The sequence below is a fragment of the Streptomyces sp. NPDC006012 genome, from assembly GCF_042871185.1.
Lineage (GTDB): Bacteria > Actinomycetota > Actinomycetes > Streptomycetales > Streptomycetaceae > Streptomyces.
Genome location: NZ_JBIAIE010000002.1, coordinates 29,878 through 46,366, shown reverse-complemented (window position 1 = coordinate 46,366; position 16,489 = coordinate 29,878). Strand labels below are relative to the sequence as shown.

The window sequence follows — 16,489 nt, the reverse complement described above, 5'->3', positions numbered from 1 at the left end:
GCGCGGACAGCAACGGCACCCTTTTTGATCGCCTATGTCACTAAAAGTGCCCGTCCAGCACGCCATTGGCGGGTTCTCCCACTAGTGTTCTGAGGTGTGCCTCGCCCATTGGGAGAACTCGAAGACGCGGTCATGACGCGGGTGTGGAAGTGGAACCGCCCGGTGACCGTTCGGGAAGTCCTGGAAGACCTTCAGCGGGAACGGTCGATCGCGTACACCACGGTGATGACCGTATTGGACAATCTCCATCAGAAGGGCTGGGTGCGCCGCGAGGCCGAAGGCCGGGCCTATCGATATGCGGCCGTCTCCACCCGGGCCGCCTACGCGGCCGCCCTGATGAACGACGCATGGTCGCACAGCGACAACCCGGCGGCGGCTCTCGTCGCCTTCTTCGGCATGATGAGCGACGAACAGCGCCGGGCCCTCAGGGACGCCGTCCGCATCGTCCAGGGCCCGGAAACCGGGGATACCGTCTCCGATACCGGGGCCGAGAACCCCGGCTCGGTGCAGGGAGACGGCGGGCGATAGCGTCCGCTCATGTCAGCAGAGCGTCCCGAAGCCACCGCAAAAGCCATCACCGTCCGGCGGGCCCGGACCGGCGATGTCCCGGCCGTGCGCCGCCTCCTTGACGCGTACGCCCGTGAGCGCATCCTGCTCGACAAAGCGACCGTGACGCTTTACGAGGACATCCAGGAGTTCTGGGTCGCGGAACGCGACGACAACGCCGAGGTGGTCGGCTGCGGTGCCCTGCATGTCATGTGGGAAGATCTCGCGGAAGTCCGCACTCTTGCCGTGAAGCCCGGCCTGAAGGGGGCCGGCGTCGGTCACGAGTTGCTGGAGAAGTTGCTGCTGACCGCCCGGTGGCTCGGTGTTCGGCGCGTATTCTGCCTGACCTTCGAAGTCGACTTCTTCGGGAAGCACGGCTTCGTGGAGATCGGTGAGACGCCCGTTGACACCGATGTCTACGCGGAGCTGTTGCGTTCCTATGACGAGGGCGTCGCGGAGTTCCTCGGTCTCGAACGAGTGAAACCGAACACCTTGGGCAACAGCCGGATGCTTCTGCATCTGTGATCGTCGATCGCCGGGGCTTGTCCGGTATTCCACGCCTCCGGCGTTGCCCAGGTTCCCTATGTCCGAAACGCGCATGTTTCCGGTCTGCGGAGCACCCCGGAGTCTCTCCCGGGGGTTTGTGTTTTTCCCGCAAAAGCGGTTTGCTTTCCGACGTACTGCAGTACTGCATATAACAAGGGGCGGCGAAACGGCGGACGCCGCAGACCCCGAGCCCTCCGTTATCGATGAAAGGAAATCCGGTGGCACAGAAGGTTCAGGTCCTTCTTGTCGACGACCTCGACGGCGGCGAGGCGGACGAGACGGTGACGTTCGCGCTGGACGGCAAGACGTACGAGATCGATCTCACGACCGCGAATGCGGACAAGCTGCGGGGACTTCTCGACGCCTATGTGAAGGGCGGTCGTCGTACCGGTGGCCGTGCTTCGGGCGGACGTGGAAAGGCCCGCGCCGCGGCCGGCGGCAGCCAGGACACCGCGCAGATCCGTGCCTGGGCGAAGGAGAACGGCTACGAGGTCAACGACCGTGGCCGCGTTCCCGCGTCCATCCGCGAGGCCTACGAGAAGGCCAACGGCTGAACAGCAGCAGGCCCGGCGCACCCGCGCCGCAGCCGGATCCGGTGGCAGTGAGCCGCCACCGTGTCCACCAGTCGTACGAGATCGGGGGCGCCCCCACCGCCCCCCACGGCCGACAGCGTCGGCAGCGAGGTCTCTGCCTCGCACCCCGGCTCGGGGGGCCGCAACCACACGGCGGCCCCCTGCACGGGACAGGGGGCCGTCGCGCAGGGGACAGGCCCGTGGACATGCACGGGACAGGCCCGCGGTACGGGACAGGAAGCACGTACGGACCGCGCGGCCCGCGGCGCCGGGACCGCAGACACCGCGAGTGCCGGGAGCGTGTGCGCGGGCAGTGCGGGTCGGCCACGGTCGGCGGGAAGCGGTCGCGGTCCGCTCGCACCGGGCCCCGGGAGAGCCGGCGCCTCCAGGCTGCCGTCCGCACCGAGCGCCAGCAGATCCAGCGGCAGCGAGCCCCATTCGAGCCATTCCAGCAGCCCCGGCAGTTCCTCCGCGCTGCCCGCGGCCACCAGGAACCGCATCCGGCCACCGCCGACGGCCACCGGGGAGCCCGGCGCCAGGTGTCTGAGGGCCGCGCCGCCCGCCTCCGCCGGGACGTCCAGGACGTCGAAGCGCACGCCCGTGCGCAGCCGCAGCGGCTCGCCGGGCACCGTGGCCCACCCCAGCGCGTTCTCGTACCAGTGCCGGGCCCGTGAGTCCGGCTCGGCGGGGCGACGGGGGGACGGGACCATGGGGACGGTGCCAGCCATGCCAAGCGCAACAGCCGAAGCCCCCTGAAGGTTACGCTAGGTATCCAGGTGGCTGCGCAGAGTGCGGGAAGAGGGGGCGTGTGAGGCCCGAGCAGGCGCAAGGTTGTTCGCCCATAGCGGAGGGAACCGGGGCGCTCCGCATGGAGTGTCAGTCCCTGCGGGTAAGACATCCCTAGTGGGAAGGGGCGACGCGCAGAACGGACCGTCTCACGTTCGCCATCGGCGTACTGATGGTGAGGGTAACTGTCTGGCCTGCGGGAACATCGTCTCGCACCATCGGGTTGGAGCACATGTCGGCGTTCGGAGTCAGGAGGCAGCAACTTGTCTCCGCGAGAGCGGAGGTGATCCGGACGGTGTCGGCAGTTGGAATGAGCGGTCCCCGCTTGCGGGACTAAGCTGCGGAAGGACAGAGAGGGGAGCGTCCCCTTACTGCCTGACCGCTCTGAGGAGCGATTAACGATGTTCGAGAGGTTCACCGACCGCGCGCGGCGGGTTGTCGTCCTGGCTCAGGAAGAAGCCCGGATGCTCAACCACAACTACATCGGCACCGAGCACATCCTCCTGGGCCTGATCCACGAGGGTGAGGGTGTCGCCGCCAAGGCCCTTGAGAGCCTCGGGATTTCGCTCGAGGCGGTCCGCCAGCAGGTGGAGGAGATCATCGGCCAGGGCCAGCAGGCCCCGTCCGGCCACATCCCCTTCACCCCCCGTGCCAAAAAGGTCCTGGAGCTGTCGCTCCGCGAGGCCCTTCAGCTGGGCCACAACTACATCGGCACGGAGCACATCCTGCTCGGCCTGATCCGTGAGGGCGAGGGCGTCGCCGCCCAGGTCCTGGTCAAGCTGGGCGCCGATCTCAACCGTGTCCGCCAGCAGGTCATCCAGCTGCTGTCGGGCTACCAGGGCAAGGAGACCGCCACCGCCGGCGGCCCTGCCGAGGGCACTCCCTCGACGTCCCTGGTCCTCGACCAGTTCGGCCGGAACCTCACCCAGGCCGCTCGCGAATCCAAGCTCGACCCGGTCATCGGGCGCGAGAAGGAGATCGAGCGGGTCATGCAGGTGCTCTCCCGCCGTACGAAGAACAACCCGGTCCTGATCGGTGAGCCCGGCGTCGGCAAGACCGCCGTCGTCGAGGGCCTCGCCCAGGCCATCGTCAAGGGCGAGGTGCCCGAGACGCTCAAGGACAAGCACCTCTACACGCTGGACCTCGGCGCCCTGGTCGCCGGCTCCCGCTACCGCGGTGACTTCGAGGAGCGCCTGAAGAAGGTCCTCAAGGAGATCCGCACCCGCGGTGACATCATCCTGTTCATCGACGAGCTGCACACGCTGGTCGGTGCGGGTGCCGCCGAGGGCGCCATCGACGCCGCTTCGATCCTGAAGCCGATGCTGGCCCGCGGTGAGCTGCAGACCATCGGTGCGACCACGCTGGACGAGTACCGCAAGCACCTGGAGAAGGACGCGGCCCTGGAGCGCCGCTTCCAGCCCATCCAGGTCGCCGAGCCGTCCCTGTCGCACACCATCGAGATCCTCAAGGGCCTGCGCGACCGCTACGAGGCCCACCACCGGGTCTCCATCACGGACGAGGCGCTGGTCCAGGCCGCCACCCTGGCCGACCGGTACATCTCGGACCGCTTCCTGCCGGACAAGGCGATCGACCTGATCGACGAGGCCGGCTCGCGGATGCGTATCCGCCGGATGACCGCGCCGCCGGACCTGCGCGAGTTCGACGAGAAGATCGCCGGCGTCCGCCGGGACAAGGAGTCCGCGATCGACTCGCAGGACTTCGAGAAGGCCGCCTCCTTGCGCGACAAGGAGAAGCAGCTCCTGGCCGCCAAGGCGAAGCGGGAGAAGGAGTGGAAGGCCGGCGACATGGACGTCGTCGCCGAGGTCGACGGCGAGCTGATCGCCGAGGTCCTCTCCACCGCCACCGGCATCCCGGTCTTCGAGCTGACCGAGGAGGAGTCCAGCCGCCTGCTCCGCATGGAGGAGGAGCTGCACAAGCGGGTCATCGGCCAGGTCGACGCCGTCAAGGCGCTGTCGAAGGCGATCCGCCGTACGCGTGCGGGGCTCAAGGACCCGAAGCGTCCGGGTGGCTCGTTCATCTTCGCCGGTCCGTCCGGTGTCGGTAAGACCGAGCTGTCCAAGGCGCTCGCGGAGTTCCTCTTCGGCGACGAGGACGCGCTGATCTCCCTCGACATGTCGGAGTTCAGCGAGAAGCACACGGTGTCGCGTCTCTTCGGTTCGCCCCCCGGCTACGTGGGCTACGAAGAGGGCGGCCAGCTGACCGAGAAGGTCCGCCGCAAGCCGTTCTCCGTCGTCCTCTTCGACGAGGTCGAGAAGGCCCACCCGGACATCTTCAACTCGCTGCTGCAGATCCTGGAGGACGGTCGGCTGACCGACTCCCAGGGCCGGGTCGTGGACTTCAAGAACACGGTCATCATCATGACGACCAACCTCGGCACCCGGGACATCTCCAAGGGCTTCAACCTGGGTTTCGCCGCCGCGGGTGACACGAAGACCAACTACGAGCGCATGAAGAACAAGGTCCAGGACGAGCTGAAGCAGCACTTCCGGCCCGAGTTCCTCAACCGCGTCGACGACGTGGTCGTCTTCCCGCAGCTGACCCAGTCCGACATCCTGAAGATCGTCGACCTGATGATCGGCAAGGTGGACGAGCGTCTGAAGGACCGGGACATGGGCATCGAGCTGTCCCAGTCCGCCAAGGAGCTGCTGTCCCAGAAGGGCTACGACCCGGTGCTGGGCGCCCGGCCGCTGCGCCGCACGATCCAGCGCGAGATCGAGGACACGCTGTCGGAGAAGATCCTCTTCGGCGAGCTGCGCCCCGGTCACATCGTGGTCGTCGACACGGAGGGCGAGGGTGAGACGAAGACCTTCACCTTCCGCGGCGAGGAGAAGTCCGCGCTGCCCGACGCCCCGCCGATCGAGCAGGCGGCCGGCGGAGCCGGTCCCAACCTGAGCAAGGAGGCGTAAGCCTCCGGCGGAGATCGACCGAGAGGGGCCGGTGCCTTCGGGCACCGGCCCCTTCGGCGCGCTCAGCGGCGTTCCAGGGTGACGTCCGCCCCGGGGAACAGGTCCGAGAAGCCGGACACCGGAAAGGAACGGCCCGGCAGGCTCTGCAGGGTCACCGAGCGCACGTTCGGCAGCCTGGACGCCAGCCCGGAGAGGTCCTCGGCGCCGGTCATCGCGGGGATCCGGAGGACTTCGACCCGGGGGAGTCCGGGCATCCGGCTGAGGGAGCGCGGCAGGTCCCGGATGATCCGCGCATTCAGGAAGAGGTGCGTCAGCGCGGGCAGCGCGGCCACCTCCCGCCAGTCGCCGGCCGTCAGCTCCGTGGCCAGCGGCCCGAGGCTGAGCGTGCTCAGAGACCTCCAGTGCCGCAATCCGCCGAGACCGGTCCGATCGGTGGTGTTCCGGCCCAGGAACAGAAACTGCAGGGGTGCGTCGAGCGGCAGCGAATGCGTGAGGTCGGTGCCCGGCAGTTCCTGCTCCAGGGAGAGGCGTTCGAGGGACCGCAGGGAGTCCAGCCCCGTCACATCGGTGAGGGAAGCTACGAGGGTCACGAGAGGCAGCTCCGACAGCCGGTCCAGGCCCCGGGCCGCCGGGCAGTCGTTCAGCCACAGTCCGCCCAGCGAGCGGAACGGCAGCAGCGCACCCAGATCCGTGAGCCGGGAGTTGTCCCGCAGATCGATCACCGTCACCGCTTCGGGCGCCGCCACGGCTGCCAGCATGTCCTCGGCACGGTGCGGACCGCGGAAGGAGATGCCGTACCAGGGGCGCATCCCGGCGAGGGCGGCACGGTGTTCGGCGGACTCGCAGACCGCGAGGAGGCCGGTCCGGTCCAGATGGTCCAGGACCTCGGCCGCGTACTCGGCGGTGTCGAACCGCCCCCAGGTCCCCATCAGCTGGCGACGCACCGTCAGATCCGGGTGCTCCCGGAACCGCCGCAGCACCGCGAGTGCCCCCTCCGGCTCCTCGTCCCCGAGGAGCGAGGCGGTCACCGTCACTCCGCGCGCCTGTTCGTCCGTCAGCCCCTCCGGCCCCGGCAGCAGTTCCAGCACCAGCGGTCCCGCTTCGGCCAGGGCCCTCGCCTCTTCCTTCGTACCCGGCGGAATCAGTTCCGCGGCCCGCCGCTCCACCTCCGCCCGCACCGCGGGGTCCAGGGCCGTCGCGTGTTCCAGGCACGCCAGCGCCAGCAAGGTCAGCCGAGGGGTGTCCCGGACCAGCAACTGCCTGAGCAGGGTGACGCGTTCGCGGGGGCGGGCGTGGGCCACCGCCATCCGGATCACGTCCTCCCACTGGGCGTCGTCGGCGTGGCTCGTCAGGACGTCCAGATGCCCTTCCTCGACGGCGTAGCGGGCGCCCAGGTAGTCCTGGAAGGTGCGGTGCACGAAGTCGACGATGCCGTCGGCGGGCCGGCGGAGCAGCCCGCTGCGCAGCAGCAGCACCCGCAGGATCCCGGCCGCCTCCCGCTGCTGCGAGGGCAGGGCGACCGATGGCAGACACCGCTCCACGATCCCCTCGGCCGTCTCCACGTCCATCTCGGTACGTCCGCTCAGCACGAGCGCGTACGCCAGCCGTTGCAACAGCTCCAGCTGGGCCCCCTCGCCCAGCTCCGGCTCGTCCAGCGGGTCCATGCCGCGCTCCCGGTCCCGGCGGGACAGCAGCATCGTGAGGGCGGCGTCGTACAACTCCTTGCGGCCGGTGGGCAGATAGCCGCGGCGCTCGCGGTGCAGGGCGCAGAGCAGCCCGCACATCAGCGGATTGGTGGCGAGGCGGGCCAGGTCGCGCTTGGTGCGCAGGGCGTCCAGCAGCCTCGTCTCGTACTCCGCGGCGCGTGCGGCCGTGTGCCAGCGCCGTACGAAGGTGGCGACGTCCGGGCCGCGCATCGGGGCCAGCGCCAGTTCCCGGAAGCCCTCGGCGGCCAGCCAGTCGGCGCGTACGGCGGTGGGCCGGGAGGTCAGCAGCCACTGGTTGCCGGGGAAGGCGTGGACCAGGGCGAGCAGCCAGTCCCGGGCGCGGTGGCGTTCGGCGGCGGGGATCTCGTCCAGTCCGTCGACGAGGACGAGCGCCCGGCCGGCGCTCAGGACGCGGTCCGCCCAGCCCTCGGGCGGGGACAGCGGGCAGTTCACGGCTGTGAGGAAGGCGGCCGGTGCCGGCAGGGAGCCCGCTCGGACCAGGGTGCGCAGGGGGAGGACGTACGGGATGCGCCCGCCGCCGGCGCCCTGGGCGGCGGTGACGGCCAGCCACTGCACCAGGGTCGTCTTGCCCGAGCCGGCGTCGCCGCGCAGCAGGACGCGGTCGTGGCCGCGCAGCGCCTCCTCGGCGGCGAGGCGGACGGTGGCCGGGCCCTGGCGCCCGTCCGGTGCGACATCCAGGGCGGCGCCCGCCGTGTCGGCCTCGTCGCCGGTGGCCTCCAGGCTCAGGTAGGCGACTTCCAGGGGCCAGCGGTCGGGGGAGTCGCGCAGGTCGACACCGTAGATGGTGATGTGGTCGTGCCGGCGGGCGACATACGGCAGATAGCGCCGCTCGAACGCCGTGTCACGGGCGTCGGGCCGCGGGGTGCGGGCCAGCAACTCGTCCACCTTGGCGATGAGTTCGGCCAGCGTGCGGGTCTGCTCGACGAGGGTGCGGGATACAAAGACCGAGCGCCTGGTGAAGAACTCCAGGATCTGCAGGCAGGCCCACTCGGTCGCGGAGTCGAGGAACAGCTCGGCGTCCGCGGACAGCCCGGCCCGGGGCGGGAGGCCGTCCGCGCGCAGCCGCCGGGCCAGTTCCAGGTGGCCGAGCCGTACGGCCTGTACGTCGTCCATGTCGAGGTCGCCGAGGACGAGCAGCCGTCCGGCCAGGGCGTCGGCCACGGCGGTCCCCTCGCCGGCCGGGAACGGTGCTTCGCCGGGGGACGCCACGGCCTGTTCGACCAGCCGGCCGGCGAGCCGGTGCACCTGCTTCGCGCCCAGGGTGCGCTGTTCGCCGTGGAAGGACACCAGGTCCCTCAGCCGGACGGGCCGGTCGACCAGTCCGGCGCCGGGACCGTCCGGGGCGAACAGTTTCCTCACCAGCGGGCCGATCAGGCTCGACGCCAGTTTGCCGCCCAGTACCGCCGGTTCCATCCGGTATCCCCCGTGATCGTGCACAGCATGTGGACGGGGGGAGCCTAGCCGTGCCGCGCGGTCCGAACCCTGGGGCGGGGCAGGGCGGTCGGCGCTGCCGACGGTGTGGCGCCGGTCATATTCGAGGGGGTGCCGCGGCGGAGGTTCCGTGACATGCCGCACAGGCAGAATGTCCGTTACTACCCGAGATAGTGAAACTCCATTTATGGGCAAACCGGAACATTCGGCATGTCGCGAGGGGGGCGGATCGGCCTAGTTGGGCGACGTGCCCGATTCATCTGCATTTTGTCAAGGGTGGCTAATTTAGTCGCTTTCAATACTGCTTCGCGTAGTAGATGGGGGTTTTGGAGGCGAGGGAGGTCCGGAGTTACCAAGAGATGGCCCGACCGGCGGCCATCGGTGTCCCGGCCGGGTTCCCCGTTCCCGACCACCCGAGGTTTCCATGTCCCCGCGTGTCACGTCCCGCCTTTCCCGCAGGTCCCCGCTGCGCAGCCGTGTCGCGGTCCTGGTCGCAGGTCTCGGTGCCTCGGCCGTACTGGGAGGCGGTGTCGCGGCCGCCGCCACGGCGCAGGCCCCCGCTCACCCGGCCACGGTGCAGGCCGGCGTCGCGCAGGCGTCCGCCAAGAGCGCGGCCACCTGGGTCGACCCGGTGCAGAAGTACACGCTGACCGCGGGCTTCAACCAGGCCGGCGGCATGTGGAAGGCCAGGCACAGCGGCCAGGACTTCGCCGTGCCGATAGGCACCGACGTGGTCGCCGCGCACGACGGCGTCGTCGTCAAGGCCGGCGGCAACGGCGCCGGCGACGGTCCCGCGTACGGCAACGCCATCGTGATCAGGCACAGCAACGGGCAGTACTCCCAGTACGCCCACCTGTCGCGGGTCGACGTACGGATAGGCCAGGTCGTCCACACCGGCCAGCACATCGCGCGGTCCGGCAACACCGGCAACACCACCGGTCCGCACCTGCACTTCGAGATCCGTACCACCCCGAACTACGGCTCCGCGGTGGACCCGGTCGCCTTCCTGCACGCCCACGGCGTACGGGTCTGAGCGAGGCGTGCACGCCCATGGCGTACGGGTCTGAGGGGGCGCCCACGGCGTACGGGTCTGCGCGGGCGCTGTCTGGGCGGGCGCCGGCCCCTCCCGGCGTCCGGTGCGGGGCCGGGTCCTAGGCCCCGGTGTCCCGGGTGGCCTTGTGCGCCCGGGTGACCAGATCCATGGCGACCTCAAGAACGGCCTCGCGCTTCTTCTCGGGGTCGCCCTCCAGGTCCTGCTGGATGAACATCCCGGCGTGCAGCGTGAAGAGGGCGCTCACACAGCGGACCTGGTCGACCAGGTCCGCGTCCCGGTCGATGATGATGTCCCGCAGGCCGCGCATGCGGTCCTTGAACGAGTCGCCGATGCGCAGTTCCCGCACGGTCGCCTGGTTCTCCTGCATGAAGCGGAACAGCGGCGCGGCGCCGGCGAGGCTCTCGCTGTAGCGCCGGACGATCTCCCGCTTGGTCTCCAGCGTGTGCGGCTGCTGCTCGCCCCAGGCGATCAGTTCCTCCACCGGCTTCGTCAGATCCTCGAAGAGACTGACGATTATCTCTTCCTTGGTCTTGAAGTGGTAGTAGAGCGCAGCTTTGGTCACATTCAGCCGCTCGGCGATCTCCCGCAACGAGGTCTTCTCGTACCCCTGCTCGGCGAAGAGTTCGAGAGCCACGTCTTGAATGCGCTGGCGGGTGTTGCCGCGGCGCGGGTGCCTGGTGCCGTCCATGGTGATGCCCATTTTGGTACTCCTTGAGCTCCCGCGAAACTTACTTGACGACCGGCAAGTACTGCGTCTACCGTCCCAGTGTAGTCTCAACTAGCCGGGCGGCAAGTAAGTAGCCGCCGCAGGGGGGTACCGCACCATGGCGGACACACAGCCGGCCCCGGCGGGCCAGGGGAAACCAGCGGAGCAGGAGAAACAGCAGCGGAGCGTGCGCGTCGTCCTGCTCGCGCTGATGATCGCGATGATGCTCGCGATGCTCGACAACATGATCGTGGGCACTGCGATGCCGACGATCGTAGGCGAACTGGGCGGCCTGGAACACCTCTCCTGGGTGGTCACCGGGTACACGCTCGCCACCGCGGCGGCCACCCCGATCTGGGGCAAGCTCGGTGACATGTACGGGCGCAAGGGCGCCTTCATGACCTCGATCGTGATTTTCCTGATCGGGTCCGCGCTGAGCGGCATGGCCCAGAACATGGGCGAGCTGATCGCCTTCCGGGCCGTGCAGGGCCTGGGCGCCGGCGGTCTGATGGTGGGCGTCATGGCGATCATCGGCGACCTGATCCCGCCGCGTGATCGCGGCAAGTACCAGGGCATGATGGCCGGTGTCATGGCGCTCGCGATGATCGGCGGCCCGCTGGTCGGCGGCACCATCACCGACAACTGGGGCTGGCGCTGGTCCTTCTACATCAACCTGCCGCTCGGCGCCGTCGCGCTGATCGCGATCAGCGCGGTGCTGCACCTGCCGAAGAAGCGGACCGAGACGCGCATCGACTATCTGGGCGCCCTGCTGCTGACCGTCGGCATCGTCGCGATCGTGCTGGTGACGACCTGGGGCGGCACCGAGTACGCGTGGGCGTCCGCGCGGATCGCGGAACTCATCGCCCTCGGCGTCGTCTCGCTGGTCGCCTTCGTGTTCTGGCAGACCCGGGCGGCCGAGCCGGTGCTGCCGCTGCACATCTTCCGCAGCCGCAACTTCACCCTGATGTCGATCATCGGCTTCATCACCGGCTTCGTGATGTTCGGCGCCACGCTGTTCCTGCCGCTGTACCAGCAGTCCGTGCAGGGCGCGTCCGCGACCAACTCCGGCCTGCTGCTCCTGCCGATGCTCGGCGCCATGATGGTCACGTCGATGGTCGCGGGCCGGATCACCACCAACAGCGGCCGCTACAAGGTCTTCCCGATCGTCGGCGGCGTACTGATGATCGCCGGTCTGTACCTGCTGTCGATGATGGACACGGGCACCTCCCGCCTCACCTCCGGCGTGTACATGGCCGTCCTCGGCCTGGGCATGGGCTGCCTGATGCAGATCACCATGCTGGTCGCGCAGAACAGCGTCGAGATGCGGGACATGGGCGTCGCCTCCTCGTCGACCACCCTGTTCCGTACGCTCGGCTCCTCGTTCGGCGTCGCCATCATGGGCGCGCTGTTCAACAACCGGGTCCAGGACGTCATGGCCGAGCGGGCCGGCGCCGCGGGCGCCAGTCTGCCGTCCGCCCAGCTCGACGCGGCGAGCCTGGCCAAGCTGCCGGCGGCGATGCGCGAGGCGTACCAGTACGCGGTCTCCGAGGGCACGCACACCGCCTTCCTGCTCGGCGCGGGGGTCGCGGTGCTCGTGCTGCTCGCGTCCCTGTTCGTCAAGGAGGTCCCGCTCAAGGGCGGACCGCAGAAGGGCGAAGCGCAGGATGCCGCGCAGGCATCGGCGCTGATGGCCGACGCGATCTGAGGTTCTTCCTTCCGGAGTCCTTCCGGCGTCCCTCCGGTGTCCTTCCGGCTTCCTGCCGGTTGCCTTCCGGGCCGAAGGCCCCTGCACGCCCCTTCCGACCGACAGGGTCCGGGGCGGCGGGGGCCTTTCCTCGTGCGATGCCGGGGCGGGAAGACCGAGCAGCGGGACGGACGGGGTGACCGACACCGACCTGGACTTCGCCGTGTCCAGCCACGCTCAGGTCAGTACCCCCAGACAGACGAGCGACGTCAACACCAGTTTGTTGACCGGCCGCTTCAGGGCTGGCACTGGTTACCCAGGCGTGGGCCCGATCCGACCGCTGTGGGATTGTGGTCTGAGGTTTTTCCTGCCGAGCCGGCGGTGTTCGCCTTCTGGCGGCGGGGTGTTGTCGTCATCTCCCCAGCACCTCCATCAGATGATCGTCCAGGTCGGCCACCCAGTCCTCCCGCCGCCACGGCTGTAGCTCCTTGCGCGCCTGCCGCAGCCGCAGAGCGGGCACCCGGCCACCCGTACTGGACGCCGCCGCGACGCACTCGTGCAGCAGATCGGCTGCGGACCGCGGGTCACCGAGACGGATCCGGGCCAGCGCCTGATCGGTTGTGACGATCGCCCGCTGCACCTGCTCACGCGGCGTGTTCAGATCCGCAGCCGACCTGGCGAACCGGTCGTGGGCCATGCCCGCGTCCCCCACGTACAGCTCGCACACGCCCTCGAAGCCCCGCAGGTGCCCGGCGGAGAAGCCGACGGGGGCCGGATCGCCTGTGTGGTCGGCGTCCATGTCGTACCAGGCAAGGCCGAGCGCGGCCTGTGCCTGCCGCTCGTGCCCCCCGCGCGCGGCGAGTTCGGCCTGCAACGCGTGGGCGCGAGCGCGCACGAGTGTGCTCTCCCCCGTGCGCGCGGCCAGGACGGCCTGGTCGGCAAGTCTTCGCGCCTCGTCGAGTCCCCGCGTTGAGTAGAGGCTGACGAGGGCGTGGCTCATGTGGACGCCCGCCTGCCGCCAGGGCTGCGCGAGCCGGCCCGCCTCTTGAGTGGCGGCAGAGTAGAGGGCGCGGGAGGCGGTGTCATCACGGGCCTCGAAGGCGAGGCGGCCGGCGAGCGTCAGGCCGGTGACGGCCACCTCGCGCAGCCGAGGCACGAGTGGCTTGGGCAGGCCCCCCGTAAGGAGTCGGCGGGTGACTTCGATGGCCGGTGTGAGAAGGAGTTGGAGCCGGACCATGGGCAGCGACCCGACTTCCGTGTCGACGTCGGTGACGACTGAGGCCAGCGCGGCGACTGTCTGCTCGTCGGCTCGGGCCGGGTTGTCGAGTGCGGCGGCGAGACCGGCATGGACAGCGGGGGTCAGCAGGGCGAGCATTCTGCCGCCGGCGTCGGTGGCCGCGCGCAGAATGAGGGTCCTGATCTCGGAGGCTCGGCGCTCGCCCGCGCCGAGCAGGGCGAGCGCGTGGAGGCATTCGGCGAAGTCGCTGCCGGGACCGAGTGCTGTGTCACCACTGAGGGTTCGGGCGTAGAAGTGCGCGAGCAGCAGTTGGTATCGCTCGTCGGGCAGCGTGGGCTTGTCGGACTCCCAGCGTGCCACGGAACGTTGGACGCTGGCGATTCCCGGGAGCGAGGGGTGGTGGAGTTCCGCAGCGGTGGCTGTGAGGGCGCGGGCGAGGCCGGCGAGGGACAGCGCTCGTTGCTTTCGCAGTCTGCGGAAGGTCGCGGCTCCAGCCGCCTTGTCTTCCATGGGGGCATGGTGCACCAACCGGCGTCTATACGGGCACTACCAGGTGCGGTTTCGCCTGGTCGCGGGTGTAGTCGAGGGTCTGCCAGGTCCCGGAGGCAAGCTCGCCGTCCCTGGGAAAGCCGATGGTCATGCCGCTGTGGTCGACCATCCACCGGTTCCGGGCGTGGTAGGCGGACGACCTCAGTTCTGGGGCCCCGAGTTCCACGATCTCCGTAATCCGGTCGCGGACTCGGGCGATGGCCTGACGTGCCCCAGCCGGCTGCTGTTCGACGGTGCCGGGTACGACGACGGTGAGGTCCGCTGAGGTGTTTCCGGCAAGCCACAGGAGGGCGAGGGAGTCGATGCCTGCGGCCCCGCCGATGTAGAAGTGGGCCTCCGCGGCAAAAGGCCGCAGGTACGTGGCGAAAAGGTCAGCGTACTGGGTGAGCGCGCGGTGGCCTGTGCTGCGTGTGCCCGTGATGGTCACAGTGCGGCTCAAGATCATCTCCGTGTCATAGGTTGTCATATCCCCGGGTCGGGCCGTGCTTGGGATGGTCGACTCGTGGACAACGACGACCTGAGAGAACTCGGCGCCCTGCTGGAGGCACACAGCCCCACGGTGGCCAGGGCCGAGCCGAGACAACAACCGAACGCCTCATGCCCGCTCAATGGCTGCCCCACGGAACAAACCAGTGCGGTCGATACCCACTACGTCACCTCGTTCGGCTACGAGACCGGGGAGCGCGGACGCGAAGAGAACTGTGCCGAGCGTATCGCGCGCATCCTCGCCGTCGGGCCGAGCACGAAGGCCGGAGCAGCATGAGTGCCACGCACCGGGAGATCCCCGTCGAGGTCCTCGAAATCCTCGTCCTGCCCGTGTTGCTCGACCTGGACGAGGACCGTTCTGCGGGTCGCACATGTGTATGGGGCGGCGAGCGGCTGACGATCGAGACGGCTGTGGACCTCGGCGAGCAGAGGACCTCCAGCCGGTGGATCCGTCCCGGGGACAAGGAGAACTGGTTCCCCCGTGCCTGCCGCGCCTGCGTAGCCGACCGCGCGCACCGCGGCCTGTTCGCGCACGCGCCCGTGTGCAGCCTGTGCCGGACACGGGAAACGGCCGCCGACTGCATCGTCGGCCGCGGCCTGTACCGGCTGGTGAGGGACTGCCGACGATGACCCCGGACGGAATCCCGGCCCGCGCGATGCCCGGACTCGGCTACATGACCATCCGGGTCTACCAGGTGGACCCCCGCGGGAAGATCACCCGCGACGGCCGAACAGTCGTCGTCCCTCCCGCCGCGGAACTGCCACCGCTCGCGGACGGCTACCCGCCCTGCCAGTGCCCCCGCCACCGAGGAGGCACCCCGTGAGGATCTGCCGCCGCTGCGACCAGCCCATCACGGGCCCCGCCGACGAGGTGTCCCCGCTGCGCCCGACCGGCGCCGGCCCGACCGTGTACACCCACCCCGGCGGCCGGTGCCCGACACCACCCCCGACCCGCCCGGGCCACACGGAAGCGAGTCCCCTCCAGAACCCCGCTCGGCGGCCCGGATGACGTCCGTCCTGGTCAGCAGGCCACCACAGGCAGGCCGCCGGCCGCACACCGACGTCACGCGCAGGCCCGAAGCAACCGACAGCATCGTGTCCGTCCCGGGGTCCTTCCCCTTCGGCCGCCCGCGGTGCCCTCCCCGTTCCCTCGGTCGCGGTGTTGTCGGTGCCGCGTGACACCATCGGTTCATGGACAGACTGCGCCAGTTGCGCCTGGCCAAGGACGCCATGGACCGCGACTGGGCCGACCCCGCCCTGGACCTGGACGCGGTGGCCGCGCATGCCGGCTATTCGCGCTTCCACTTCCTCCGGGCCTTCAAGGAGGCGTACGGCGAGACGCCCGGCCAGTACCTGACGCACCGGCGCATCGAGCGGGCGCAGGACCTGCTGCGCACCGCCGACCTCTCGGTGACCGAGATCTGCCATCTGGTGGGCTTCAGCAGCCTGGGCACGTTCTCCGCCCGGTTCAAGCACCGGACCGGGCTGACCCCCAGCGAGTACCGGACCCGGCACGTGGGGCGCGGGGCCGCACTCATACCGGGGTGCTACGCCATGCTCTACGCGGGCGGCTTCCGGAAGGGCCCGGGCGTGGCACGGAGCAATTCCGAAGAAGCGGACTGAGCGCGGCGCTGCCTACGGTGACCGGGCAGGACACCAACAGCCGCGGACAGGAGCGCACCATGATCAAGGGACTCAGCATCGTCACCGTCTGGGTACTCGACCAGGAACGGGCCAAGGAGTTCTACACGCAGAAGCTGGGCCTTGAGGTCCGTATGGACATGACGATGGGCGAGGGCGGCATGCGCTGGCTGACGGTGGGGGCCGTGGGCCAGCCCGACGTGGAACTGACCCTGATGGTGCCGAGCGGGTCCGCGATGGACCCCGAGTCCGCCGAGATGCTGAAGAAGCTCGTGTCCAAGGGGGTGCTCGGCGCCGCGGTGCTGACCACCGACGACATCCACGGCGACTACCGGCGCCTCAAGGAGAACGGCGTGGAGTTCCTCCAGGAGCCGCAGGAACGTCCGTACGGCACGGAGGCGCTGTTCCGCGACGACTCCGGCAACTGGTTCTCCTTCACTCAGCTCCGCGAGGGCGGCTTGGACGAGTCGAAGAGTTGGGGCTGACGATCTGGCCGGTCGCCCCGGTCGCCCCGGTCGCCCCGGTCGCCCCGGTCGCCCCGGTCGCCCCGGTCGCCCCGGTCGCCCCGGTCGCCCCGGTCGCCCCGGTCGCCCCGGT

General features: G+C 69.6%; 16 protein-coding genes. 11 read left to right on the top strand and 5 right to left on the bottom strand.

Annotation, left to right across the window (positions count from 1 at the left end):
* The first annotated feature begins 132 nt into the window (after positions 1-132).
* From ACFYPJ_RS04350 to ACFYPJ_RS04340, 3 genes are all read left to right on the top strand, one after another.
* Positions 133-528 carry a BlaI/MecI/CopY family transcriptional regulator gene (locus tag ACFYPJ_RS04350; protein ID WP_389011572.1) on the top strand — a complete coding sequence of 132 codons (396 nt, stop codon included), beginning with the start codon at positions 133-135 and terminating at the stop codon, positions 526-528.
* Positions 529-537: 9 nt separating this feature from the next.
* Positions 538-1,071 carry an amino-acid N-acetyltransferase gene (locus ACFYPJ_RS04345; RefSeq protein WP_389010282.1) on the top strand — a complete coding sequence of 178 codons (534 nt, stop codon included), beginning with the start codon at positions 538-540 and terminating at the stop codon, positions 1,069-1,071.
* 239 nt (positions 1,072-1,310) lie between these two features.
* A complete protein-coding gene (locus ACFYPJ_RS04340) occupies positions 1,311-1,646 on the top strand; it encodes an Lsr2 family protein (protein WP_376537164.1) in 336 nt (111 codons plus the stop codon).
* On the opposite strand, the gene ACFYPJ_RS04335 is transcribed toward ACFYPJ_RS04340, so the two are convergent.
* Positions 1,625-2,392, bottom strand: a complete 768-nt coding sequence (locus ACFYPJ_RS04335; RefSeq protein WP_389010280.1) for an SCO3374 family protein — start codon at positions 2,390-2,392, stop codon at positions 1,625-1,627. The genes ACFYPJ_RS04340 and ACFYPJ_RS04335 overlap by 22 nt on opposite strands.
* A gap of 459 nt (positions 2,393-2,851) precedes the next feature.
* On the opposite strand from ACFYPJ_RS04335, the gene ACFYPJ_RS04330 reads away from it, so the two are divergent.
* Entirely contained in the window at positions 2,852-5,377 is a 2,526-nt protein-coding gene (locus ACFYPJ_RS04330; protein ID WP_389010277.1) for an ATP-dependent Clp protease ATP-binding subunit, read from the top strand.
* Between the two features lie 62 nt (positions 5,378-5,439).
* Here ACFYPJ_RS04330 and ACFYPJ_RS04325 read toward each other — a convergent pair whose 3' ends face one another.
* The gene (locus ACFYPJ_RS04325; RefSeq protein ID WP_389010274.1) at positions 5,440-8,517 is read right to left on the bottom strand and encodes an NACHT domain-containing protein; all 3,078 of its coding nucleotides are present in this window, start codon (positions 8,515-8,517) and stop codon (positions 5,440-5,442) included.
* Between the two features lie 442 nt (positions 8,518-8,959).
* Here ACFYPJ_RS04325 and ACFYPJ_RS04320 point away from each other — a divergent pair, with 442 nt between their 5' ends.
* Positions 8,960-9,568, top strand: a complete 609-nt coding sequence (locus ACFYPJ_RS04320; protein WP_389010271.1) for a M23 family metallopeptidase — start codon at positions 8,960-8,962, stop codon at positions 9,566-9,568.
* 118 nt (positions 9,569-9,686) lie between these two features.
* On the opposite strand, the gene ACFYPJ_RS04315 is transcribed toward ACFYPJ_RS04320, so the two are convergent.
* Positions 9,687-10,289: a TetR/AcrR family transcriptional regulator gene (locus ACFYPJ_RS04315; protein ID WP_389010268.1), complete on the bottom strand. Its 603-nt coding sequence runs from the start codon at positions 10,287-10,289 to the stop codon at positions 9,687-9,689.
* Positions 10,290-10,413: 124 nt separating this feature from the next.
* Here ACFYPJ_RS04315 and ACFYPJ_RS04310 point away from each other — a divergent pair, with 124 nt between their 5' ends.
* On the top strand, positions 10,414-12,000 hold the full coding sequence (locus ACFYPJ_RS04310; RefSeq protein ID WP_389010265.1) for an MDR family MFS transporter: 1,587 nt from the start codon (positions 10,414-10,416) through the stop codon (positions 11,998-12,000).
* 391 nt (positions 12,001-12,391) lie between these two features.
* Here the strand turns inward: ACFYPJ_RS04310 and ACFYPJ_RS04305 are convergent, their stop codons facing one another.
* A complete protein-coding gene (locus ACFYPJ_RS04305) occupies positions 12,392-13,726 on the bottom strand; it encodes a hypothetical protein (protein ID WP_389010262.1) in 1,335 nt (444 codons plus the stop codon).
* A gap of 25 nt (positions 13,727-13,751) precedes the next feature.
* A complete protein-coding gene (locus ACFYPJ_RS04300) occupies positions 13,752-14,210 on the bottom strand; it encodes a hypothetical protein (protein WP_389010259.1) in 459 nt (152 codons plus the stop codon).
* Positions 14,211-14,267: 57 nt separating this feature from the next.
* Between ACFYPJ_RS04300 and ACFYPJ_RS04295 the strand changes: the two genes are divergently transcribed.
* From ACFYPJ_RS04295 to ACFYPJ_RS04275, 5 genes are all read left to right on the top strand, one after another.
* Entirely contained in the window at positions 14,268-14,528 is a 261-nt protein-coding gene (locus ACFYPJ_RS04295; RefSeq protein ID WP_389010256.1) for a hypothetical protein, read from the top strand.
* On the top strand, positions 14,525-14,881 hold the full coding sequence (locus tag ACFYPJ_RS04290; protein ID WP_389010254.1) for a hypothetical protein: 357 nt from the start codon (positions 14,525-14,527) through the stop codon (positions 14,879-14,881). The genes ACFYPJ_RS04295 and ACFYPJ_RS04290 overlap by 4 nt, the downstream gene beginning before the upstream one ends.
* Positions 14,878-15,075, top strand: coding sequence for a hypothetical protein (locus ACFYPJ_RS04285; RefSeq protein WP_389010251.1), 198 nt, complete (start codon positions 14,878-14,880; stop codon positions 15,073-15,075). The genes ACFYPJ_RS04290 and ACFYPJ_RS04285 overlap by 4 nt, the downstream gene beginning before the upstream one ends.
* 367 nt (positions 15,076-15,442) lie before the next feature.
* On the top strand, positions 15,443-15,874 hold the full coding sequence (locus ACFYPJ_RS04280) for a helix-turn-helix transcriptional regulator (protein ID WP_389010248.1): 432 nt from the start codon (positions 15,443-15,445) through the stop codon (positions 15,872-15,874).
* A 59-nt stretch (positions 15,875-15,933) separates the two neighbouring features.
* Complete coding sequence (locus tag ACFYPJ_RS04275; RefSeq protein WP_389010245.1) at positions 15,934-16,377, top strand: VOC family protein; 444 nt, start codon at positions 15,934-15,936, stop codon at positions 16,375-16,377.
* The last annotated feature ends 112 nt before the right edge of the window (positions 16,378-16,489 follow it).

Excerpts from the sequence above, each read along its gene's own strand:
- ACFYPJ_RS04305 (WP_389010262.1), bottom strand. The coding sequence starts at position 13,726 with ATGGAAGACAAGGCGGCTGGAGCCGCGACCTTCCGCAGACTGCGAAAG.
- ACFYPJ_RS04300 (WP_389010259.1), bottom strand. The coding sequence starts at position 14,210 with ATGATCTTGAGCCGCACTGTGACCATCACGGGCACACGCAGCACAGGC.
- ACFYPJ_RS04285 (WP_389010251.1), top strand. The coding sequence starts at position 14,878 with ATGACCCCGGACGGAATCCCGGCCCGCGCGATGCCCGGACTCGGCTAC.
- ACFYPJ_RS04325 (WP_389010274.1), bottom strand. The coding sequence starts at position 8,517 with ATGGAACCGGCGGTACTGGGCGGCAAACTGGCGTCGAGCCTGATCGGC.
- ACFYPJ_RS04275 (WP_389010245.1), top strand. The coding sequence starts at position 15,934 with ATGATCAAGGGACTCAGCATCGTCACCGTCTGGGTACTCGACCAGGAA.
- ACFYPJ_RS04335 (WP_389010280.1), bottom strand. The coding sequence starts at position 2,392 with ATGGCTGGCACCGTCCCCATGGTCCCGTCCCCCCGTCGCCCCGCCGAG.
- ACFYPJ_RS04345 (WP_389010282.1), top strand. The coding sequence starts at position 538 with ATGTCAGCAGAGCGTCCCGAAGCCACCGCAAAAGCCATCACCGTCCGG.
- ACFYPJ_RS04315 (WP_389010268.1), bottom strand. The coding sequence starts at position 10,289 with ATGGGCATCACCATGGACGGCACCAGGCACCCGCGCCGCGGCAACACC.
- ACFYPJ_RS04290 (WP_389010254.1), top strand. The coding sequence starts at position 14,525 with ATGAGTGCCACGCACCGGGAGATCCCCGTCGAGGTCCTCGAAATCCTC.
- ACFYPJ_RS04310 (WP_389010265.1), top strand. The coding sequence starts at position 10,414 with ATGGCGGACACACAGCCGGCCCCGGCGGGCCAGGGGAAACCAGCGGAG.
- ACFYPJ_RS04320 (WP_389010271.1), top strand. The coding sequence starts at position 8,960 with ATGTCCCCGCGTGTCACGTCCCGCCTTTCCCGCAGGTCCCCGCTGCGC.
- ACFYPJ_RS04330 (WP_389010277.1), top strand. The coding sequence starts at position 2,852 with ATGTTCGAGAGGTTCACCGACCGCGCGCGGCGGGTTGTCGTCCTGGCT.
- ACFYPJ_RS04350 (WP_389011572.1), top strand. The coding sequence starts at position 133 with ATGACGCGGGTGTGGAAGTGGAACCGCCCGGTGACCGTTCGGGAAGTC.
- ACFYPJ_RS04280 (WP_389010248.1), top strand. The coding sequence starts at position 15,443 with ATGGACAGACTGCGCCAGTTGCGCCTGGCCAAGGACGCCATGGACCGC.